The following is a 22,281-nucleotide window of genomic DNA, read 5'->3' on the forward strand; positions in this document are numbered from 1 at the left end:
CAAGCGCATGCAACAGCCGCCGCTCATCGAATTCCGCGATGTCGTCAAGCAATATGGCCGCGGCGAAGCGACGATCCGCGCGCTCGATGGCGTCAGCCTCTCCATTCGCGAGAAGGAGTTCGTTGCCATCATGGGGCCGTCAGGATCGGGCAAATCCACCTCGATGAACATCATCGGCTGTCTGGATGTGCCGACATCAGGCGAATATCTGTTCCAGGGTGTGCCGACCAGCAGTTTCGACAATGAACATTTGACGCTGCTGCGCCGGCACATGCTGGGTTTCGTGTTTCAGGGTTTCAATCTTCTCTCGCGCACCTCGGCCATGGAAAATGTCGAGCTGCCGCTGATCTATCGTGGCATGAAAGCCTCGGAACGGCGCGAGCGCGCCATGGAGGCGCTGGCGCAGGTAGGTTTGAAGGGCCGCGAGGACCACACCACGCAGGAGCTTTCCGGCGGCCAGCAGCAGCGTGTGGCCATTGCCCGCGCCATCGTCACCCGCCCTGCCCTGCTTCTGGCCGACGAGCCGACCGGCAATCTCGATACGAAAACCAGTGTCGAGATCATGGAACTGATCACCGCACTCAATCGTGACAGGGGCATCACCGTCGTCATGGTCACGCATGAAGAGGATATCGCCGCCCACGCCGGACGCCTCCTGCGCTTTGTCGACGGCCATCTCGCCTCCGATAGCGCCGCGGACAAAAAGGAGACATCAGATGTTCTTTGAAACGTCGCGTCTTGCGCTGCGCGCCATCAGCCGCAACCTGCTGCGCTCCTTCCTCACCGTGCTTGGTGTCGTCATCGGCGTGGCCGCCGTCATCGCCATGGTCACCATCGGCAATGGCACGACGGAACAGGTGAAATCGGAACTGTCACGGCTCGGCACCAACATGCTGTTCGTCCGTCCCGGCCAGTTCGGCCCCGGAAGGGCGAGCACCGAAGCCAAACGCTTTGACGACCGCGATATCGAGGCCATCCGCAACCAGATATCAGGCATCCGTGCCGTTGCGCCGCAGAACCGCAGTTCCGCCGCAACCGTCATTTTCGGCGGCAAGAACCACCAGACAAGTGTCATCGGCACCACCAACGATTATCTGATCGCGCAGGACTGGACCATTGCGCTCGGCCGCGACTTCCAGCCCGCCGAAGATCGCGGCGGTCAGATCGGCTGCATCATCGGCGAAACGGTGCGTCAGGAACTCTTTGGGGCAGAAAACCCTGTGGGACAGACGATCCGCGTCAGCAACATCTCCTGCCCCGTCATCGGTGTGCTGGCCAGAAAAGGCCAGTCCGGCCTCGGTGACGACCAGGACGACACGATCATCATGCCGCTTAAAATCCACCAGCGGCGCATCGGCGGCACTACCACCATTTCCTCGATCATGGTTTCAGCGCAGGATGGCGTTTCTACCGCCAAGGTGCAGAGCGACCTGCAGAACCTGCTGCGCGAGCGCCGCCGCATCGGCATCGGCCGTGAGGATGATTTCACCGTCAACGACATGACGCAGATTGCCTCCGCCATGACCGGCACGACGACGCTGCTGACCGGGCTTCTGGGCGCGGTCGCCGCCGTCAGCCTTCTGGTCGGCGGCATCGGCATCATGAACATCATGCTGGTTTCGGTGACGGAACGCACCCGCGAGATCGGCATTCGACTTGCCATCGGCGCGCTGGAAAAACAGGTGCTGACGCAGTTTCTGGTGGAAGCCGTCATGCTGTCGGCCTTCGGTGGCCTCGTCGGCATCCTTACCGGCCTCGGCCTCGCTTATGCCGTCGTCAGCTATCTCACCGTGCCCTTTGTCACCAGCCCCTCGATCATCTTCCTCGCTTTCGCCTTTTCGGCGGCCATCGGGGTGATTTTCGGGTATTTCCCGGCACGGCGGGCGGCAAGCCTGAGCCCGATAGAAGCGTTGCGGCATGAGTGAAAGTCGGCGTTCAAACCGCAACCGGCTTTGTGTGAGAAGAAACGGCAAGCTGCAACTCCTCCTTGGGGATTGACCCGATCCGCTCTAATCGCTCACCGTGGAGCACGCATATCCACCCATTCTTCGAGCGCGCGCTCTATATCGTCCTGATAGGGCGGCAGGTTTTCCGTCTCACTGATAGCGCGGAGATACGCTTCCACGGCATTCCGTTGCAGCAGAGTCAGTAAGGAAAATTTCTCCTGGCACCCGCACGAATAGGGTGCGAATTCGTGCCTGTAGTCGCCATCGAGATCAGCAGTCATATAGGCGGGCAGATGAAATCGCATTCCTTCAGCATCAAGGAAGGCGGGGCTGCCGGAATGTCTGTTGAGGTCCTCCACGGGGATAGCGGCCCAGTCATTCTTCTCGTCGCCAGCACGACACGCGGCGCGAACCTCATTATTCGCATAATCGTCAAGCGCCTGCGCCTCGGAAAGGCCGACGCCACCACCCAGGGTGACACCCGCGAATGCTTCTCTCACCGCCGCTTTCGCGTTTGCGATAATATCTGGCTCCGGTCGCATCAAATAATCCGCCTGTTCAATGATGCGTTCCCCCGTCACCGTGCACCGTCGGCCATTCTCCACCCTCGGTCCGCTCGAACTGAAGGCCATTCTGCGTGTCACCCTTGGATGTCGCAGACCGCGCTCGCAGGCGCGCCTTCTCCTCCCAGTAAAATGTAAGATAAATAATGCCGACGATCAGCGTCAGACCAGCCACGACGCCGGCGACGATCAGACCTATGGTCCAGATATCAATCGAGGCGCTATTGATTTCCATCCCGGTTTCCTCCCCACGATCAGTCCTGTCAGCTGTCCGAAATACCTTTTCAGTATGGGTGGCAGGTGGTCACGCACCTCCTGCCAAACCTCGCGGAATATCCGATAACCTTGCTTCAGGGCGTCAATCGGATAGGCTCACCCTCAAGTTTATCGGATGGAGTCTGGATGTTCAAATCGGTATCGGACAGCGCCGCTGCCGCGGACGGCGGTTCGCTCGCTCTCTTCGTGGAACGAACTGACGGGCAGACGGAAGTGTTTGTGATCAATCGTTCCCTCGCGTCACGCGGCAAGCCCGACTATAACAAGGTCACTTCAAGCCTTCGGCCACTTTCCGCGGGGGATTGCGGGATGATCGCGGCGGCTCTCGAACCTCTATTGACGACGACGCCATCAATTCATCCGCTGGCGGATTTTATCGAAACCCTCAAACAGCAGTCATGATCCTTCGAAAGCTGATTTTTACGCCGGGCGCAGTTTGCGGAAAAAGAACCTCAAACCTCTCATCCATCATCCTCGGGCTTGACCCGAGGATCTACAAACGTCTCAAGCGATTTGACGGGGATGACGTCGCGTTTGTGGGAGCGCTGCGTGCATAAGAAAGGTCTGCCTCTCCATCGCAGAGATAGCCGTAACCAATCAGACGCTGGCCTCTGCCTCGCGCTGCTTTGCCAGCGCTGCCAGATCGGCAGGCTTCAGCTCAACCGATTCACCACAGCCGCAGGCGGATGTCTGGTTCGGATTGTTGAAGGTGAAGCCAGAGCGCATCTTGGTCACTTCGAAATCCATCTGCGTGCCGAGCAGATAAAGCACGGCAGAAGGCTGAACCCAGACCCTGGCGCCTTCGAATTCGACCAGATCGTCCTTCGCATCCGCTTCGGTCACGAGGTCGATGGTATATTCCATGCCCGCGCAGCCGCCCTTCTTGATGCCGACGCGCACGCCCTTGGCATCAGGGCCGGAATTTTCGACGATTGCTTTAACACGCGAGGCGGCAGCCCCGGTCATGGTCATGATCGCAAAGCCCATCGGCCCATTCTCCTTCGACAATCGAGTTCAAGGCTCGATGCTTATGGAATTCAACTTAATAGCGCCTGAGAGTGTCATCAAGGGATGACACCTGTCAAAATCACGTCAGTACCAGCCGACGGCGACCTGCGCTTCTTCCGACATGCGGTCCGGCGTCCACGGCGGATCGAAGGTCATTTCAACGGTAACACCGGAAACACCCTCGACGGCACCCACGGCATTTTCCACCCAGCCCGGCATTTCACCTGCAACCGGGCAACCCGGGGCCGTCAGCGTCATGACGATCTTGACCATCCGGTCGTCCTCGATATCGATCTTGTAGACGAGACCGAGTTCGAAGATGTCGGCTGGAATTTCCGGGTCGTAGACGGTTTTCAGCGCCGCAATCACGTCGTCGCTGAGGCGCGCCAGCTCATCCGGCGGAATGGTGGATACCTTTTCCTGAGCTTCGGTCGCATCCTGGGTCTTTGCAGTGGCTTCGGCAGTCATGGTCTTAAACCTCAATCCTGATCTCTTATTCCGATATCAGGCGAAAAATTTGCGCGCATATTCCAGCGCCTCAACAAGAGAGTCTACTTCGGCGCGGGTATTGTAAAGGCCGAACGATGCCCGGCATGTGGAGTTGACGCCGAACCGTTTCAAGAGCGGCATGGCGCAATGGGTGCCGGCCCGCACGGCAACGCCGCGCCGGTCGATCACCATCGAGACGTCATGGGCATGGATGCCCTCGAGCTCGAAGGAGAAGATGCCGCCCTTGTCAGGCGCATTGCCGATGATGCGCAGCGAATTGATCTCGCGCAGCCGCTCAGCGGCGTAAGCCGCAAGATCTGCCTCATGCGCGGCAATCGCGGCACGGCCGAGATTGTCCATATAATCAAGCGCGTAACCGAGACCGATGGCCTGCACGATCGGCGGCGTACCCGCTTCAAAGCGATGCGGCGGCTCGTTATAGGTCACGTTGTCTTCGGAAACGTCGAGGATCATCTCGCCGCCGCCCTGGAACGGCCGCATCTCGCGCAAGCGGTCAGCCTTGCCATAGAGCACGCCGATGCCCGAGGGACCGTAAAGCTTGTGGCCGGTCATCACATACCAGTCGCAATCGATATCGCGCACATCGACCGGCATGTGAACCGCGCCCTGTGAACCATCGATCAGCACCGGAATGCCGCGCTCATGGGCAATGCGGCAGATTTCCTTGACCGGAACGATGGTGCCGAGCGCATTCGACATATGGGTGATGGCGACGAGCTTGGTGCGCTCCGTCAGGCTCTTTTCGAAAGCCTCGATATGGAACGCGCCGTCATCATCCACCGGCACCCAGACGAGCTTGGCGCCCTGCCGTTCGCGGATGAAATGCCACGGCACGATGTTGGAGTGATGCTCCATGATCGAGATGACGATCTCGTCGCCCTCGCCAATAACAGGCATGCCGTAACCGTAAGCGACCGTATTGATCGCCTCGGTCGAGGATTTGGTGAAGACGATTTCATCCACCGAACCGGCGTTCAGAAAACGGCGCACCTTTTCGCGCGATGCCTCATAGGCATCCGTTGCGGCATTGGAGAGGAAATGCAGGCCGCGATGCACATTCGCGTATTCATTGGAATAAGCATGCGAAATGGCGTCGATCACCACTTGCGGTTTTTGAGCGGACGCGCCGTTGTCGAGATAGACCAGCGGCTTGCCATAGACCTCGCGCGAAAGGATCGGAAAATCCTTCCGCACTGCTTCGACGTCATAGGGGGCCGCCAGTGCGGCGCGTTCGCTCTCAGGCATGATGTTCCAGCCAGCCGGAGATGATCGTCTCCAGCGCCTCTACCAGATTTTCTTCTTCCAGTTCCTCGGCGATCTCAGCGACGAAGGCATTGACGAGCATCGCCCGCGCCTTTGCCCGCGGCACGCCGCGCGCCATCAGATAATAGAGATGGTTGTCGTCAATATCGGCAACCGTCGCACCGTGACCGCACTGAACGTCGTCGGCGAAGATTTCAAGCTCCGGCTTTGCCGAGAACTCGCCATCGTCAGACATCAGCAGCGTATTACACGCCATCTTCGCATCGGTCTTCTGGGCATCGGGGGCAACCCGGATCATGCCCTGGAAAATGCCCTTTGCACGGTCGAAGACCACGTTGCGGAACACTTCCGTCGAGGTCGTGTTCGGCACGTTGTGGCCAAGAACCATCGTCACGTCGGTATGGGTTTCGCCGCCCAACAGGTTGACGCCGCGAACGATGAGGTCAGTACCCTCGCCATCCACGTCGATGCGCAGTTCCTGCCGCACCAGCTTGCCGCCGGCATTGATCACGAACAGGCGAATCTTGGCATCCGCGCCGATTTTCATGCGCAGCTGGCCGAGATGGATATCGGCGGCACCCTGCTGCTGCAGGATGATCCAGGTCACTTCCGCGCCGTCTTCAACGACAATGTCGGTGACGGAGGAAACAAAGGCCGCATCGGAAGTCACCGAAAGGTGACGCTCGATAACGGTTGCCTTGGAACCCTTGCCGAAGCGTACCGGAAAGCGGCTGTGAACCTGACCGGCACCATGGATGGCCTGCAATTCGATCGGCTTCTCGATATCGGCATCAGCCGGGATGTCGAGCGTCAGACCGTCGCGCACGAAGCTGCCATTGATACGGCCGATCACGTCGTCCTTGCTGGCTTCGGCAAGACCTGCGGCGGCGGAACCGTCGAGCAGACTTTCAGCGAAGCTCGAAACGCTGATATCCTCGACCTTGCCAACATTAGCCGTGCCATGCAGCACATAGGCGACCGGCGAACCAGCGATGACGGACGCGGCCTTCTCGATGACTGGAGCGGGCTGGTCTTCCGGAATGGCACGCAACAGGCTCTTGAGATCGGTATAGTGCCACGCCTCGATGCGGCGGGTCGGAAGACCGCCGGTCTTCAGATCGTCGAACAGCACGTCACGGGCGGCGACAACCGCACCATTGCCCGGCAATTCGCTGAACTTGGCGGTATAGGCGTCGATCAGCGCGGTTTCCGCTGGCGTCAGCCGATTGGTCGTTTGAATGTTCATGGACATCACCTCCTGGCCTCTTGCTTAGGCCGCTTCACCGATGATGTCGGCGTAACCATTGTTTTCCAGCTCCAGCGCCAGGGCCTTGTCGCCCGAACGGATGATCTTGCCCTTGTAAAGAACGTGAACGCTATCAGGCACGATGTAATCGAGCAGGCGCTGGTAGTGGGTGATGACGACAGTGGCGCGATCCGGCGACTTCAGCGCGTTGACGCCATCAGCCACGATCTTCAGCGCGTCGATGTCGAGGCCGCTATCGGTTTCGTCGAGAACGCAGAGCTTCGGCTCCAGCAGCGCCATCTGCAGGATTTCGGCGCGCTTCTTCTCACCGCCGGAGAACCCAACGTTCAGCGGACGCTTCAGCATGTCCATGTCGATCTTCAGATCGCCGGCAGCTTCCTTGACGCGACGGATGAAGTCCGGCGTCGTCAGCTCGGCCTCGCCGCGCGCTTTGCGCTGCTCGTTCATAGCAACCTTGAGGAACTGCATGGTGGCAACACCCGGAATTTCGACGGGATACTGGAAGGCCAGGAAAATACCCTTGGCAGCGCGCTCGGCGGCATCCAGTTCCAGAATGCTTTCGCCGTTGTAGAGGATGTCACCGGAGGTGACTTCATAGTCTTCGCGGCCCGACAGGATGTAGGACAGCGTCGACTTGCCGGAACCGTTCGGGCCCATGATGGCCGCAACTTCACCGGCAGCAACCTTAAGGTTGAGGCCCTTGATGATCTCGGTTTCGGTATCGGCGATCTTTGCGTGCAGGTCGATGATTTCAAGCATGGTTTTATCCTAAGAATAGTGTGAGCGAAGGTGCGCGAAACCGCGCACTCAAAGTGCGTATTCGTATGACGATCAGCCGACCGAACCTTCCAGCGAAATGCCGATCAGCTTCTGCGCTTCAACCGCAAACTCCATCGGCAGCTGCTGGATGACATCCTTCACGAAGCCGTTGACGATCAGTGCGATGGCCGACTCCTCGGGAATGCCGCGCTGCAGGCAATAGAACAGCTGGTCTTCGGAAATCTTCGACGTGGTCGCCTCATGCTCGAAATGAGCAGACGAGTTCTTCGCCTCGATATAGGGCACGGTATGCGCGCCGCACTTGTCGCCGATCAGAAGCGAGTCGCACTGCGTGAAGTTGCGCGTGTTGGTCGCCTTGCGGTGAGCCGAGACCTGTCCGCGATAGACGTTTTCCGAGAAACCGGCGGCAATGCCCTTGGCGATGATGCGGCTCGACGTGTTCTTGCCGAGATGGATCATCTTGGTGCCACTGTCGATCTGCTGATGGCCGTTGGAAACCGCGATCGAATAGAATTCGCCACGGCTGTCGTCGCCGCGCAAAATGCAGGACGGGTATTTCCAGGTGATGGCAGAACCGGTTTCAACCTGCGTCCACGAAATCTTCGAACGGTTGCCACGGCAATCGCCACGCTTGGTCACGAAGTTGTAGATGCCGCCCTTGCCGTCCTTGTCGCCCGGATACCAGTTCTGGACTGTGGAATATTTGATTTCGGCATCGTCGAGTGCCACCAGTTCCACCACGGCGGCGTGAAGCTGGTTCTCGTCGCGCTGAGGTGCCGTGCAGCCTTCCAGATAGGAGACGTAGGCGCCTTCTTCGGCGATGATCAGCGTGCGCTCGAACTGTCCGGTGTTCTTTTCGTTGATGCGAAAATAGGTGGAAAGCTCCATCGGGCACCGCACGCCCTTCGGCACGAACACGAAGGAACCATCGGTAAAGACGGCCGAGTTCAGCGTTGCGTAGAAATTGTCCGTCTGCGGCACGACCGAACCGAGATATTTCTTCACCAGATCAGGATATTCGCGCACGGCTTCGGAGATCGACATGAAGATCACGCCGGCCTTTGCCAGTTCCGCCTTGAAGGTGGTGACAACGGAGACGCTGTCGAACACCGCATCCACGGCCACACGACGGTTTTCCACGCCGGCCAGGATTTCCTGTTCCTTCAGCGGGATACCCAGCTTCTCGTAAACCTTCAGCAGCTCCGGATCGACTTCGTCCAGCGACTTCGGGCCGGGCGTGCTTTTCGGTGCGGCATAATAATAGAGATCGTTGAAGTCGATCTTGGGGTAGCTGACGCGCGCCCATGTCGGCTCTTCCATCGTCAGCCAGCGCTTGTAAGCCTCAAGACGCCATTCCAGCATCCATTCCGGCTCCTGCTTCTTGGCCGAGATGAAGCGGATCACCTCTTCCGAAAGGCCCTTCGGGGCCTTGTCGACTTCGATTTCGGTTTCGAAGCCGTATTTATACTGGTCCACATCGATCTGGCGAACCTGATCGATCGTTTCCTGAACCGCTGCCATGTCGTTCTCCAATCTCGCCGGAGCCAAGGTCCGGTGGCTTGTCAACGTATCAAGGCGGATAGCCGCCTTCATCCATCTTCGGGCAAATAATCCGGGCCCGTATAAACGGGGCGGAGCTTATACCCATGTAAGTGCGGGATGGCGCTTTTCACACATCCCGGCAAGCGGAAAATTGCTATTCCGCAATTCTTTGCCGCATTTTAAGCGGCCTGACCGGTTAGCCTGCGCCGCCCGGCAATTTTCGTAAAGGCTGCGAGCGCGTGCTCGATATCCGCCTCATCAGTCGCATGACCAAGGGAAATCCTGAGTGCGCCAAGCTTGGGATCGCGTCCCATCGCCGTCAGCACATGGCTTTCACCCACCTTGCCGGAAGAGCAGGCCGAACCGGCCGAGAGCGCAATGCCTTCGATATCGAATGCAATCTGGCCCGTTTCCGCCTTCAAACCGGGCAAGGTGAAAAACGTGGTATTGCCGACACGGCCGACATCCTCACCGTAGATGATCACGTCAGGCGCGACTGCCCGCATGCCGTCTTCCAGCCTTGCGCGCAGCGCTGCAAGACGCGTCGCTTCGGTCTCGAGGTTTTGCGCAGCAATAGCGGCGGCGGCACCGAAACCGATGACCGACAGGATATTTTCAGTACCGGAACGATGTCCCTTTTCCTGACCGCCACCATGGATCAGCGGCTTCGGCATCATCACCTCGCCGCGGGACACCAGCGCCCCAGCACCCTTCGGGCCACCAAGCTTGTGGGACGAGATCACAAGGAAATCGGCCTCCAATGCATTGATATCGAGCGGAACGCGGCCGGCAGCCTGCACGGCATCGACGACCATCAATCCCCCAGCTGCATGCGCAAGCCGCGCCGCTTCAGCCACCGGCTGAAGAATGCCGGTCTCATTATTGACCAGCATGCAGGCGACCATCGGCAGACCAGTGGACTTGTCGTGCGCTGACAGCAGCGCCTCAAGGGCCGCAAGATCGATGACACCCGCTGACGTAACGGGAATTTCCGTAACGTCAGCCTTGTCGAACCGGCCACCTTCGCGAAAAGCAGGGTGTTCGATCGCCGAAACGTAAAGACGACCATAGCGTACGGGAGCGCGCCCCATCTTGAACTCAGGCGAAAGCACCAGATTGGCCGCTTCGGTCGCACCGCTCGTAAAGGTCACATGCGACGCCTGGGCGCCGCAGACCACAGCAACGTCACGACGCGCGGCCTCGACGGCCGCACGGGCTGCGCGCCCTTCCCGGTGTACGGAGGACGGATTACCCGTGATATCGAGAGCGCGGACAAGAGCATCCCGCACCGCAGGCAAAAGCGGCGCCGTGGCGTTCCAGTCCATATATGTGCGCGTCAAAACCGTCATCGCGGAAAAGCTTCGCTCAATCTTCCATGCGCCAAAACGCATTTTTCTTGAAATTACAGTTGCGCTTGCCTTATGACACGGTCCGAGTGCTTAAGCACACGCAAAGTTTCGAATTATTCTAAACTGCGTTCTAGAAAAGATGACACAGTTCGTCAAGTCTTCTCGTCGGAAGAATGCGGTTGGAGAATGAAAAAACACGACCGGAGTACCAATGCCCGAAGTCATTTTTAACGGCCCTGCGGGTCGCCTCGAAGGCCGTTATCAACCCTCCAAGGAAAAGAGCGCGCCGATAGCGATCATCCTTCATCCGCACCCGCAGTTCGGCGGCACGATGAACAACCAGATCGTTTATCAGCTCTTCTATCTTTTCCAGAAGCGCGGTTTCACGACGCTCCGGTTCAACTTCCGCTCCATCGGCCGCAGCCAGGGCGAGTTTGACCATGGCGCCGGCGAGCTTTCCGACGCCGCATCCGCTCTCGACTGGGTGCAGAGCCTGCATCCCGATTCGAAAAGCTGCTGGGTCGCCGGTTATTCTTTCGGCGCCTGGATCGGCATGCAGCTTCTGATGCGTCGCCCGGAAATCGAAGGTTTCATGTCGATTGCGCCGCAGCCCAACACCTACGACTTCTCTTTCCTCGCCCCCTGCCCGTCTTCCGGCCTCATCATCAATGGCGACGCCGACAAGGTCGCGCCTGAGAAGGACGTCAACGGTCTGGTCGAAAAGCTGAAGACCCAGAAGGGCATCCTCATCACCCACCGCACCCTTCCCGGCGCCAACCACTTCTTCAACGGCAAGGTTGATGAGCTGATGAGCGAATGCGAGGACTACCTCGACCGCCGCCTGAATGGTGAACTGGTGCCGGAACCGGCAGCGAAGCGTATTCGGTGATTTGGGGCGTATAGTTTGGGCAGGCCATAGTTATCGACGGCGGGTGTGGCTCACCCCCCTCTGCCCTGCCGGGCATCTCCCCCACAAGGAGGGAGATCAGCTAGACGCTTGCTCCTCGCCTACGCTGCTTAAAGATGGCCGGAAGGTCACCACGATTCGATCTCCCCCCTTGAGGGGGAGATGCCCGGCAGGGCAGAGGGGGTAAGCCAAGCCCGCCGTCGTCTATTACGCCCTCACCAAAACCCCACCCGTCACCGGCTCATTCACGCCCGTCGTGCCGGGATAGGTCAGCGGCAGGCCTTTAAGCGAACGCACGGCCAGATAGGCCCAGGCCTCCGCTTCCATTGCCCCGCCATCGAAACCCGCCTCTTCCGCCGCAATCACCCGCGCCCCCACCTTTGCGGCAAGGTTTGCAAACTCTTCCATGATCACCGGGTTGAGACGTCCGCCACCGCAGACCACATAGGTTTTTGCTTCTTCCGGCAGGTAGCTCGCCGATTTGAGGATTGCAGCGCCCGTCAGATGCGACAGCGTACGTGCGCCGTCGGCAAACGAGGCCTCGCCCTTTTGCGGTGGCACAAAATCGCTGCGATCAAGGGAGCGGCGGATATTGGCCGAGAAGAACGGGCTTTCCATATAACGCGTGACGAGGGAAGCAACGACACTGCCGCCTGCCGCCGTCCTGCCACCCTTGTCGAAGGCTTTGCCCGTATGCGCCTCGATCCACTGGTCGATCAACATGTTGCCGGGGCCGCTGTCGAAAGCGGCAAGCCGCCCGCCATCGCCGATATAGGTCAGGTTGGATATGCCGCCGATGTTGACGAAAACGGCTGGCGTTTCGAAGCCATCAGGCAGATTGGCGGAGAGCGCCATATGATAAGCAGGGATCAGCGGCGCACCCTGCCCGCCATGCACCATGTCGTTGGCGCGCATATCGTAAACCACATCGATCCCGGTTTCCTCCGCCAGCAGAGGCCCGTCGCCGATCTGCACGGTCAGCGCCTCATCCGGGCGGTGCAGCACCGTCTGGCCATGAAAACCGATCACATCGATATCGCCGGCTTCAAGCCGGTGACGGTGGAGGAAGGATTTGACCGCCGCGGCATGGGCAAGCGTCAGCTTGCGCTCTGCCTCACCAAGATCGCCGGGACGCTCGCGCCGTTCGCGAATGGATTTGGCTGTCACAAGCGCCTTCTGCCAGATGGCCCGCAGGCCCGGATCATAGGGGAAATAACCGCTCGGCCCGTGCCGCACCACGCTTTCGCCATCCGTGCGCAACAGGGCGATATCGATGCCGTCCATCGATGTCCCGCTCATCAGCCCGATCGCCGTTTTGACCTCGCCCATGCGCCGCTCCCCTTCAATATCGAATCATGATGACGTGAATCGCCGTTATTCATGGCCGAAACGGGTGCACATTTCAAAAAACAATGATAAAGCCGCGTCGTTCATTGGCTGCTTACGGCATTGTGGAGCGTCCTTTGCGCGTCCGAAAGGACGTGCGGCGCTCCAGCGACGGCAAAGATCAAACCAGAAAGTAAAAGGTTATGTCCAGGTTCAAGTCCGATTTCCTCCGCACGCTCGATGAGCGCGGCTTCATTCACCAGATCTCCGATGAGGCAGGTCTCGACGAACTGTTCGCCAAGGAAACCGTGACCGCCTATATCGGCTATGACCCGACGGCTTCGAGTTTGCATGTCGGCCACCTCACCCAGATCATGATGCTGCACTGGATGCAGAAGACCGGCCATCAGCCGATTTCCCTGATGGGCGGCGGCACCGGCATGGTCGGCGACCCCTCCTTCAAGGAAGAGGCCCGCAAGCTGATGACGATCGACATGATCGAGGACAACATCACCTCGCTCAAGCACGTCTTTGCCAACTACCTCGATTATGACCGCGCTGAGAACCCGGCACTGATGATCAACAATGCCGACTGGCTGCGCGGACTGAACTACCTCGAATTCCTGCGCGACGTCGGCCGCCACTTCTCGGTCAACCGCATGCTGTCCTTCGACAGCGTGAAGACGCGCCTCGACCGCGAGCAGTCGCTGTCCTTCCTCGAATTCAATTACATGATCCTCCAGGCCTACGATTTCGTGGAGCTGAACCAGCGTACCGGCTGCCGCCTGCAGATGGGCGGCTCTGACCAGTGGGGCAACATCATCAACGGCATCGACCTCGGTCACCGCATGGGGACACCGCAGCTCTATGCGCTGACCTCGCCGCTGCTCACCACCTCCTCCGGTGCGAAAATGGGCAAGTCGGCATCGGGCGCCGTGTGGCTGAACAAGGACCTGCTGCCGGTCTATGATTTCTGGCAGTACTGGCGCAACACGGAAGATGCGGATGTCGTTCGCTTCGCGAAGCTCTTCACGACGCTTCCGATGGATGAGATCGCCCGTCTGGCAGCACTCGGCGGATCGGAGATCAACGAGGCGAAGAAAATCCTCGCGACCGAAGTAACGGCGATCCTGCATGGCCGCGCCGCTGCGGAAGAAGCTGCCGAAACCGCGCGCAAGACCTTTGAGGAAGGCGCGCTCGCCGAAAACCTGCCCTCCATCGAGGTTCCGGCATCCGAACTCGAAGCCGGCGTCGGCGTTCTCTCGCTCATCGTGCGCGCCGGTCTCGCCGGTTCGAATGGTGAGGCCCGCCGCCATGTTCAGGGCGGTGCGGTGAAGATCAACGACATCGGCGTTTCCGATGAGCGTCAGAGCGTTGGTTCCGGCGAAGTGACCGGTGACGGCGTCATCAAGCTCTCGGTCGGCAAGAAGAAGCACGTTCTGGTTCGCCCGGCGTAACACCCGCACCAAAGCTGTTATTGAGGGCCGCGAAAGCGGCCCTTTTTATTGGAACTCGAAGATCTGCCGGAAGACGCCGGGCGCGATGAGCGACAGCGGATTAATCGTCAGCTTCGGCTGGTCCGTCTGGCCTGACAGCTTGAAGGTAATGCCGAGCAGACCCCGGTCGCGGCCATTGCCAAGGAAGATGCCGATGAAAGGCAGTTCCCCGAACAGCCGGTTCAGACCATAGGCAGGCATGAAGGTGCCGGTCATGTCCATGCGGCCGCTCTGGTCCTTCAAGAGCCCCTGGAATGTCGCGCCGATCTGTTCACCGCGCACGACGCCGTTTTCCACCGCCACCGAACCGTTGACATAAACGAGGCGGGCAAAACCGCGCTGGAATTTTTCCGAACTGACATCGATATTGCGGCGCACCGCATTGTTGAGGCTCCTGCCGTCCTCACCCGTCGGTGTGGCGACGATGTCCTGCAGCTTGGCTTCGTTGACGACGGCAAAATTGCGCAGGTCGAGCGAGCCACTCCAGTCGCTGCCATTGGACGTCGTCAGCGCAAGATTGAGCAGGCCGCCGCGGATGCGGCTGTAGATATTGGCAAAACGGGCGAGCGAACCCGCATCGCTGCTGGTCAGCGTTACGGTTCCCGTCGCCCCGCGATTGGTGGTCTGGGCGACGACCGCCTGGCCGTTGCCGGTGACACCGCGGAAATCAACCGAGCGTACCTTGCCGTCCCGCACGCTGACATCGGCGCTGACATTGCCGAGGATTTCGTCGTTGAAACCGTAAACCTTGTCGAACTGCGCCTTGACGGAAAGTGTGGGCTGCGAACGGGACGCGCCGTCGCTGCCGCTGGAGGGGCTGCGCAGCTTCGAAATGAAGGGCCTGAGATCGGCGGATTTGCCCGATGCATTGATGATATAGCCGTTCTTCGACGCGGCGACCGAAACGGCGTAATTGTCAGAGGGCGAGAGTTGCACGCGGCTGAGATCGGCGGAAATCAGCCCGTTCTTGCTGAAGGCGATATCGCCGGCAGCGCCGAAACCGTCACCATCGAGTGAGAAGTCGCTGATCGTCGTGCGCCCATCAGCCACTTCCATGGTCAAGGTGGCATTGGCGGGAATGCCGATACCCTTGCTCCAGCCGAGCCCGGGCAGAATGATCGACGCCTTGGTCAGATCAAGCCGGATGTCCTGGCGTTTGGGGTCAGCGCCGTCGATTTCGATCGCCGTCGTGCCGCCGAGGACCGTGGACAGTTCAGGGGCGAGCTTGGCGACCTGCGTCTCATTGAGGGTTGCCTTCAGCGACAGTGTCGGCGCGATATCGCTCTTCTTGCGCACCGGCTCCGTCATCACGATGTCCATCGGCACGTCGTCCACGCGGCCCTTGCCCTCCAGTTTGAGCTGGCGGTCGTCCAACGTCATGAAGCCGTCGACAGCGGTCACCTTGTGGCCGGCGAAGGGCTTCGTCAGCGACAGGTTTTTCAGGTCGAGATCGGCCGTCCAGACCGGCGGCGGCGGGTTGTGGCTGGAAAGCAGGCCAACGGTGAGATTCGCGTGGGCTTTGACATCGCCGGTGAAATCTTCCGGTTTGAACTGCGTGTCCTTGAGCGCATTGATGGGTTTGAGTGTCGCAAGCTCGGCCACGGCATCGGCCGAACCTGAAACGTTCAACTCGAGATTTCCGAGCAGCGGCTTGTCGTAAACAGCGGAAATGAGAAAGCGGCTGTTCTCCAGCGCGAGCGAGCGGTTCGACGGGAAATAGGTGGTGCCCTGCTTGATATCGACGGCCATCTTGCCGCCGACAAGGTCAAAATGCGCATCGACATCGCGCAACGGTGGAATGTCGCCGGTGGTATTGAGACGCGTATCATCGATATCGAAGCGGATCTGCATTTCGCTTTCGCCCAGCACCAGAGGGCAGCCGGGGCCGCACATCCGTCCCTGCGGGATGAAGATCGCGATTGAACCATTGGTTACGGTGCCGCCGTAAAGATTGGATACCACCCAGTCGCGTGGTTTGTGCGCCATCCAGAACGGCCAGAGCTGCTTGACCGCCGTGGCCTCCATCTTCGGAATCTGTCCGCCGAAACTGATTTCCGGCGACCCCTGGCCGAACCGGATTTTCAGCGATCCCGCCATGTCTCCGAGCGGGCCCGTGACATAAAGCGCGGGAACATCGAGCTGTTTCGTCGCCGCCGTAAAATGCCCGTCCGCCTTCAGGCTGAAAGGAACAGGGGCCTCCCCCGAAGCTTCGGACGAAGCAACGCCATTGTCGATCCGCAACGAAAGACCGAAGCCGTCTTCCGTATCGCTGATTTCACCGGCGACCGGAATAATAGTCCGGCCGAGCTCCAGCCGCGAATTGTCGATGACGAGGGTGCTTTTTGCAAAGTCATAATGCGCATTGACGGTGCCTGCCGTGAAGGTCTGGGCTTCGCCGCCAATCCGAAGCGTGCCGTTGCCCATGCCGAGGGAAACGTCCAGGCGCGGCTCCTGCCCCTGCGTGGCCCGCCGAGCGACAATGTTGACGCCTGTCTTGACGTTCAGACCTTCATGAAGATTGCCGTCGGGATCGTATTTTTCCAGGAACGGGCCGATATCGAAACCGTCGATGCGGGCCTCGAAGCCGTTGATCACGCCGCCCGCGCCGGAGGTTTTGAGCGACACGCTGGCAATTTCACCGTTAAACAGCGTTTCGCCATCAAGCGAATAGCCGCCCTGCTGATCCGGCGTCAGCGACAATTCGCGCACTTCGATTGTACGCGACTTGCCGAGTTCGCCGGGCGGCAGGTGAACCGAAACGCTGGAGATATCGATCTCCTCGGTTCCGCTGCTCAGGAAAGCCTGGGCGAGCTTGTCGAGCTGTCCGAAGGCATCCTGCAATTGCTGCGGCACGGCGTCGAGCTTGACGCTGGTGAGATCGAACCCGTTACCCTTGGGCAAAAGCGCGGTATCGAGCTCCATCCCGTCAGCTTCGAGGCTTTGCACCGAGACACGGCCGGTCAGAAGCGCAAGCGGATCGAGCGCCATGCCGATCGCCCGCGCCCGGCTCAGATGCTGGCCGGATTCCTTCTCAACGATATCCACGTCCTCAGCCACCAGCGCAAGGCGCAGCCCGGTGGAAAACCTGATCGCCGAAGAACCGATCCGCGCGCTGTAGTGTGGACCGAGCGCCTTTTCCAGTGCCTGCTGCGCCTGGCTGGAAAGCGTCGCATCGATCGATCCGGTCTCGACGGAAAGAATGATGCCGCCGATGGAGAGGAAGGCCAGCACGAAAAGCGCCGCGAAAATCTTGACGAAGGCTCGCACCATGGAGCGCGGCGCGGGGCAATGAACGATGATGGGATCTTCGGCCTGCGCCGAAGGAAGATCATGCAGCGCAATGATATCACGCCTGCCGAACTTGACCTTTTCACCCCTGACTTCAGCCATACGCCCTTGTTTGCCCTTGAATAGCTTTTGTTTCGCCGCAACACCGGAGCGGATGGCGAAAAGTATAAGCGGTTTCCGTCTGGAATCCCGCTCTAATTCTTTAGCCCAGATCACGATTGAGATTTAAGATCGTTTCGACCTCAAATCTCAATCGTGATCTGGACGACGCGCGGTTTCGCTATATATCGAATGTGGCGACTTTCACTCAACATCCCGGCGAAAGAAAGGTAGATTATGACAGACTTGACGATTGGCGGCACCGCTCCCGATTTTACTTTGCCCCGTAACGGTGAAGGGACGGTGACATTGTCCAAACTGCAAGGCAAGGCCGTCATCCTCTATTTCTACCCGAAGGACGACACATCAGGCTGCACCGCCGAAGCCATCGACTTCAGCGCGCTGGGCGGCGAATTCGAGGCCGCCAACGCCGTCGTCATCGGCATTTCGCCCGACAGCGTCAAAAGCCACGACAAATTCGCGGCAAAACACGCGCTCTCCGTCATGCTGGCCGCCGATGAGGAGAAGAAGGTGGTGGAAGCCTACGGCGTCTGGAAGGAAAAAAGCATGTATGGCAAAAAATACATGGGTGTCGAACGCACCACCTTCCTCATCGCGCCGGATGGAAAAATCGCGGAAGTCTGGAACAAGGTGAAGGTCGCGGGTCACGCGCAGGCCGTTCTTGAGGCCGTGAAGAAGCTCTGAGGGACCAATCCGTCGTGACGCCCCCGTTCAAGATCATTTCGCTCCGAGGCGGCGCGACGGATGCCATCGTGAGCGCCGATCTCGACAGAAAAACCGCGCTTGCGCAGGAAACGGCGACGCGCTGGTTTGCGCGCCGCCTGTCGCTGCGCTCCCCGCTCGACCCGCCGCTGCCCGAACGTCCGGGCAGGCCCGAGAAGCCGGAACTCGTGTCGCCAACCGCCGTGGAACGCCGCTCGCTCCATAGCGTCAAGGGACGGATCGCGCTGCTGCATGCCATCGCCCATATCGAACTCAACGCCGTCGATCTCGCACTCGACATCGTCGCCCGATATGCCAGCGAGCCCGTGCCGCATTCCTTTTTCGATGGCTGGATGCAGGTCGCCTTCGAAGAGGCAAAACATTTCCGGCTGGTGCGCGACCGCCTGAGAAGCCTCGGCGCCGACTACGGCGATCTGCCCGCCCATGACGGGCTCTGGCAGGCAGCTCATTCCACCCGCAACGATCTCACCGCACGGCTGGCGGTCGTCCCGCTCATCCTGGAAGCGCGTGGACTGGACGTCACCCCTTCCCTGCAGGCAAGGATGCGCGAGACCGGCGACCTCGAAAGCGCCGCCGTTCTCGACGTCATCTATAATGATGAAAAGGGCCATGTCGCCATCGGCGCGAAATGGTTCCGGTTCCTGCGCGCGCGTGAGAAGAAGGATCCGGCCGCAACTTTCAGGCAGCTGGTGCGCGCCAATTTCCGCGGCCCGCTGAAACCGCCCTTCAACGACCTTGCCCGAGCCGAGGCGGGTCTTACGCCTTCGTTTTACCGCTCGCTGACCGCCGTCAGCAATAGCTGACACCCGCAACTCACCTCCGGCAAAACTTCGTTAACCTTAACGAATTATGATTTCCCTTAAGAAATCGGCCAGTCCGGAGAGAGATTGTGACTGATACGGCGGAAAACCGGGTATTCGGCAAAAAGCGTGAGCCGCACGTGCTCATTCTCGCGCGCGGCGACAGGGTGCGGCACATGACCATCCGGCCGTGGATGGCGGCGCTTGCCGGCTGCACGATCGGCCTGTTTTCACTCGGCTATCTTGGCGCCACAAGCTATCTCATCTTGCGTGACGACCTGATCGGCGCGACCATGGCGCGCCAGACCCGCATGCAGAACGACTATGAAGACCGCATCGCGGCGCTGAGGGCACAGGTGGACCGTGTCACTTCCCGGCAGCTGCTCGATCAGCAGGTTGTTGAAAAGAAAGTGGAAAAGCTGCTGGAACAGCAGGCGGCGCTAACCTCGCGGCACGGCCGCATGAGTGAATTGCTGGAGCGCGCCGAAAATTCCGGCATCGCCGCCTCCCCGGCCGCGCCCTCGTCTCTTTCGAACGCCATGGCGCCGGAAAAACGCGCTGACCTCTCCGGCGGCCTTTCGGCCATTGAAAAGCTGATGGCGCCACGCAGGCCACAGGCGGAAAAGCCCGCCACATCAGACAGACGCCCCGCGTATGTACCCGAAGCCGGCGAAACGCCATCCGATCGGGCCGATCGGGTGTTCTCTAAGGTGACACTGTCGCTGAAGGATATCGAACGCCAGCAGATATCGCGCATAGCCAGACTGACCAGCGACGCCGAAGACAAGGCGAACGCGATGCAGGACATCATCCGGCAGGCGGGCCTGAAAATCGAGGAAAGCGGCACGAACGACATAGGCGGCCCCTATGCCGATCCCGAGCGCGGTGAAGGCGATCCCTTCAACCTGTCGCTTACCAATCTCGACAATGCCCTGAACAGGCTCGACATCGTCAAGGAAACCGCAACCGCCCTGCCCTTCGGCAACCCTGCTCCCGGCCGGGCGATCACAAGCCGATTCGGCAACCGGATGGATCCGTTTCTCGGCCGCCCGGCCCTGCATACCGGCATCGATTTTCGCGCCGAGACCGGTGCTGACGTCAAATCCACCGGCGCGGGCAAGGTGACGGTGGCGGAAAACTCAGGCGGCTACGGCAATATGGTTGAGATCGATCACGGTCAGGGGGTTTCGACGCGATTCGGCCATCTCTCCGCCATTCTGGTGAAAGCCGGCGACAAGGTCGAAGCAGGCGACGTCATTGGCCGTGCCGGCAGCACCGGTCGCTCCACCGGTCCGCATGTGCATTATGAGGTGCGCCGCAACGATACGCCTGTTGATCCCATGCGGTTCCTGATCGCTGGAACGGAACTCAAAACCTATTTAAAATAGCAGCACGATTTTAATGCTTTTTTTGCGCGTTTCACGATAAATCGCTGAAATCTGCACCAAAGGCCCAGAAGCCCCGCCCGAACCCCGCTGTTTCGCGCGCTTTCCCCGTTGTTTCCTTGACTTTCCGGCAATTTGGGCATATCCCCGCGCCAAGTCTTTGCAAGTGCCGCAGCGGCACGCAGGTGTTCTTACCGAACCAGAACGGAAAAAGTTCTTCCTTTGACAACATTCTCTGATCTTGGCCTGAGCCAAAAAGTTCTTTCCGCTATTGCAGATGCCGGCTACACGACGCCGACACCCATTCAGGCTGGCGCCATTCCGCCGGCGCTGGAAAAGCGTGATATCTGCGGTATCGCACAGACCGGCACGGGCAAAACCGCGTCCTTCGTTCTGCCGATGCTGACGTTGCTCGAAAAGGGCCGTGCGCGCGCCAGAATGCCGCGCACCCTGATCCTCGAGCCGACCCGTGAGCTTGCAGCGCAGGTGGCGGAGAACTTCGAGAAATATGGCAAGAATCACAAGCTGAACGTCGCCCTCCTCATCGGCGGTGTTTCCTTCGAAGACCAGGACCGCAAGCTGGAGCGCGGCGCCGATGTGCTGATCTGCACGCCCGGCCGCCTTCTCGACCATTGCGAGCGCGGCAAGCTCCTGATGACCGGCGTGGAAATCCTCGTCATCGACGAAGCCGACCGCATGCTCGACATGGGCTTCATTCCCGATATCGAGCGTATCGCCAAGATGATCCCCTTCACCCGGCAGACGCTGTTCTTCTCGGCCACCATGCCGCCGGAAATCCAGAAGCTGGCTGACCGGTTCCTTCAGAACCCGACCCGTATCGAAGTCGCCAAGCCTTCTTCCACGGCAAAGACCGTGACGCAGCGCATCGTCGCCGCGCACAACAAGGACTATGAGAAGCGCGCCGTGCTGCGCGATCTCGTCCGTGCCGAGGAAGCCGAACTCAAGAACGCGATCATCTTCTGCAACCGCAAGAAGGATGTGGCCGATCTGTTCCGCTCGCTCGACCGCCACGGCTTTTCCGTCGGCGCGCTGCATGGCGACATGGACCAGCGTTCGCGCACCACGATGCTGCAGAACTTCCGCGACGGAAACCTGTCGCTGCTGGTCGCCTCCGACGTCGCTGCACGCGGACTGGATATTCCCGATGTCAGCCACGTCTTCAACTTCGACGTTCCCATTCATGCCGAAGACTATGTCCACCGCATCGGCCGTACCGGTCGTGCGGGCCGTTCGGGCAAGGCCTTCACCCTCGTCACCAAGAGCGATGCGAAATATCTCGACGCGATCGAAAAGCTGATCGCCGAGAAGATCGAGTGGCTGAGCGGTGACCTGTCCTCACTCCCCGCGCCCATGGAAAGCTTCGAGAGCAATTCCAGCCGCCGAGGGCCCAAGGAACGTGGCGGTAGAGGTCGCGACAGGAACCGTCGCGATGCACCCGCATCGCCGGTCGAAAACATCAATCAGGATGCACAGTCCGCTGTGGATACGGACATTGCGGCTCACGGAGAAGACAAGGTGAAGGCAGAACGCAGACCGGAAAAGACCCCGCGCAATTCCGAGCGCAACAGCCGCAACCAGCCGCACGCCAATGACGACAACCGCGACCGCCGCCGCCATTATCGCGACCATGACGATGGCCCGACACCGGTTGGTTTCGGCGACGACATTCCCGCCTTCATGCTGATCGTGGCCAACGCTAAGGCTTGACCAG

At 59.8% G+C, this 22,281-nt stretch carries 20 protein-coding genes; 9 read left to right on the forward strand and 11 right to left on the reverse strand.

Translation table 11 applies throughout. The annotated features are described in order from the left end of the window. Positions 1 to 7 precede the first annotated feature (7 nt). Together V6S97_RS04445 and V6S97_RS04450 are read left to right on the forward strand one after the other, a co-directional pair. Complete coding sequence (locus tag V6S97_RS04445) at positions 8 to 727, forward strand: ABC transporter ATP-binding protein (protein ID WP_003507973.1); 720 nt, start codon at positions 8 to 10, stop codon at positions 725 to 727. Next, positions 717 to 1,925 (forward strand): ABC transporter permease, encoded by a 1,209-nt coding sequence (locus tag V6S97_RS04450; protein ID WP_003507972.1) that lies wholly within the window; start codon positions 717 to 719, stop codon positions 1,923 to 1,925. Before V6S97_RS04445 ends, V6S97_RS04450 begins: the two co-directional genes overlap by 11 nt. A 92-nt stretch (positions 1,926 to 2,017) precedes the next feature. On the opposite strand, the gene V6S97_RS04455 is transcribed toward V6S97_RS04450, so the two are convergent. Both V6S97_RS04455 and V6S97_RS04460 read right to left on the reverse strand, forming a co-directional pair. Then, a complete protein-coding gene (locus V6S97_RS04455; protein ID WP_003507971.1) occupies positions 2,018 to 2,527 on the reverse strand; it encodes a DUF6714 family protein in 510 nt (169 codons plus the stop codon). Further along, positions 2,505 to 2,744 carry a hypothetical protein gene (locus V6S97_RS04460; RefSeq protein ID WP_003507969.1) on the reverse strand — a complete coding sequence of 80 codons (240 nt, stop codon included), beginning with the start codon at positions 2,742 to 2,744 and terminating at the stop codon, positions 2,505 to 2,507. Before V6S97_RS04460 ends, V6S97_RS04455 begins: the two co-directional genes overlap by 23 nt. A gap of 167 nt (positions 2,745 to 2,911) precedes the next feature. Between V6S97_RS04460 and V6S97_RS04465 the strand changes: the two genes are divergently transcribed. Next, a complete protein-coding gene (locus tag V6S97_RS04465) occupies positions 2,912 to 3,187 on the forward strand; it encodes a hypothetical protein (RefSeq protein WP_003507967.1) in 276 nt (91 codons plus the stop codon). Positions 3,188 to 3,382: 195 nt separating this feature from the next. Here V6S97_RS04465 and sufA read toward each other — a convergent pair whose 3' ends face one another. From sufA to V6S97_RS04500, 7 genes are all read right to left on the reverse strand, one after another. Next, positions 3,383 to 3,772, reverse strand: coding sequence for a Fe-S cluster assembly scaffold SufA (sufA, locus tag V6S97_RS04470; protein WP_003507965.1), 390 nt, complete (start codon positions 3,770 to 3,772; stop codon positions 3,383 to 3,385). A gap of 105 nt (positions 3,773 to 3,877) precedes the next feature. Further along, the gene (locus V6S97_RS04475; RefSeq protein ID WP_003507963.1) at positions 3,878 to 4,261 is read right to left on the reverse strand and encodes an SUF system Fe-S cluster assembly protein; all 384 of its coding nucleotides are present in this window, start codon (positions 4,259 to 4,261) and stop codon (positions 3,878 to 3,880) included. A 36-nt stretch (positions 4,262 to 4,297) separates the two neighbouring features. Next, entirely contained in the window at positions 4,298 to 5,548 is a 1,251-nt protein-coding gene (locus tag V6S97_RS04480; protein ID WP_334426150.1) for a cysteine desulfurase, read from the reverse strand. Continuing rightward, entirely contained in the window at positions 5,541 to 6,812 is a 1,272-nt protein-coding gene (gene sufD, locus V6S97_RS04485; RefSeq protein ID WP_003507960.1) for a Fe-S cluster assembly protein SufD, read from the reverse strand. Before sufD ends, V6S97_RS04480 begins: the two co-directional genes overlap by 8 nt. A 24-nt stretch (positions 6,813 to 6,836) precedes the next feature. Next, on the reverse strand, positions 6,837 to 7,592 hold the full coding sequence (sufC, locus tag V6S97_RS04490; RefSeq protein WP_003507958.1) for a Fe-S cluster assembly ATPase SufC: 756 nt from the start codon (positions 7,590 to 7,592) through the stop codon (positions 6,837 to 6,839). A gap of 72 nt (positions 7,593 to 7,664) precedes the next feature. Next, a complete protein-coding gene (gene sufB / locus V6S97_RS04495) occupies positions 7,665 to 9,134 on the reverse strand; it encodes a Fe-S cluster assembly protein SufB (RefSeq protein WP_003507956.1) in 1,470 nt (489 codons plus the stop codon). A 200-nt stretch (positions 9,135 to 9,334) separates the two neighbouring features. Next, positions 9,335 to 10,504, reverse strand: coding sequence for a cysteine desulfurase family protein (locus V6S97_RS04500; protein ID WP_334426151.1), 1,170 nt, complete (start codon positions 10,502 to 10,504; stop codon positions 9,335 to 9,337). 211 nt (positions 10,505 to 10,715) lie between these two features. Between V6S97_RS04500 and V6S97_RS04505 the strand changes: the two genes are divergently transcribed. After that, positions 10,716 to 11,393 carry an alpha/beta hydrolase gene (locus tag V6S97_RS04505; RefSeq protein ID WP_003507952.1) on the forward strand — a complete coding sequence of 226 codons (678 nt, stop codon included), beginning with the start codon at positions 10,716 to 10,718 and terminating at the stop codon, positions 11,391 to 11,393. Between the two features lie 225 nt (positions 11,394 to 11,618). Here V6S97_RS04505 and V6S97_RS04510 read toward each other — a convergent pair whose 3' ends face one another. Then, positions 11,619 to 12,740 (reverse strand): anhydro-N-acetylmuramic acid kinase, encoded by a 1,122-nt coding sequence (locus tag V6S97_RS04510; protein WP_003507950.1) that lies wholly within the window; start codon positions 12,738 to 12,740, stop codon positions 11,619 to 11,621. Positions 12,741 to 12,940: 200 nt separating this feature from the next. Between V6S97_RS04510 and tyrS the strand changes: the two genes are divergently transcribed. After that, positions 12,941 to 14,194, forward strand: a complete 1,254-nt coding sequence (gene tyrS / locus V6S97_RS04515) for a tyrosine--tRNA ligase (RefSeq protein WP_003507941.1) — start codon at positions 12,941 to 12,943, stop codon at positions 14,192 to 14,194. A gap of 45 nt (positions 14,195 to 14,239) precedes the next feature. Here the strand turns inward: tyrS and V6S97_RS04520 are convergent, their stop codons facing one another. Continuing rightward, the gene (locus V6S97_RS04520) at positions 14,240 to 17,623 is read right to left on the reverse strand and encodes a YhdP family protein (protein WP_080866246.1); all 3,384 of its coding nucleotides are present in this window, start codon (positions 17,621 to 17,623) and stop codon (positions 14,240 to 14,242) included. 234 nt (positions 17,624 to 17,857) lie between these two features. Between V6S97_RS04520 and bcp the strand changes: the two genes are divergently transcribed. From bcp to V6S97_RS04540, 4 genes are all read left to right on the forward strand, one after another. Then, positions 17,858 to 18,325, forward strand: coding sequence for a thioredoxin-dependent thiol peroxidase (gene bcp / locus V6S97_RS04525; RefSeq protein ID WP_003507937.1), 468 nt, complete (start codon positions 17,858 to 17,860; stop codon positions 18,323 to 18,325). A gap of 14 nt (positions 18,326 to 18,339) precedes the next feature. Continuing rightward, positions 18,340 to 19,167: a ferritin-like domain-containing protein gene (locus tag V6S97_RS04530; protein WP_334426155.1), complete on the forward strand. Its 828-nt coding sequence runs from the start codon at positions 18,340 to 18,342 to the stop codon at positions 19,165 to 19,167. Positions 19,168 to 19,253: 86 nt separating this feature from the next. Continuing rightward, positions 19,254 to 20,552: a M23 family metallopeptidase gene (locus tag V6S97_RS04535; RefSeq protein ID WP_334426156.1), complete on the forward strand. Its 1,299-nt coding sequence runs from the start codon at positions 19,254 to 19,256 to the stop codon at positions 20,550 to 20,552. Positions 20,553 to 20,771: 219 nt separating this feature from the next. Beyond that, positions 20,772 to 22,277, forward strand: coding sequence for a DEAD/DEAH box helicase (locus tag V6S97_RS04540; RefSeq protein WP_003507934.1), 1,506 nt, complete (start codon positions 20,772 to 20,774; stop codon positions 22,275 to 22,277). Positions 22,278 to 22,281 lie beyond the last annotated feature (4 nt).

This window comes from Agrobacterium sp. CCNWLW155 (assembly GCF_036888815.1).
GTDB lineage: Bacteria > Pseudomonadota > Alphaproteobacteria > Rhizobiales > Rhizobiaceae > Agrobacterium > Agrobacterium radiobacter.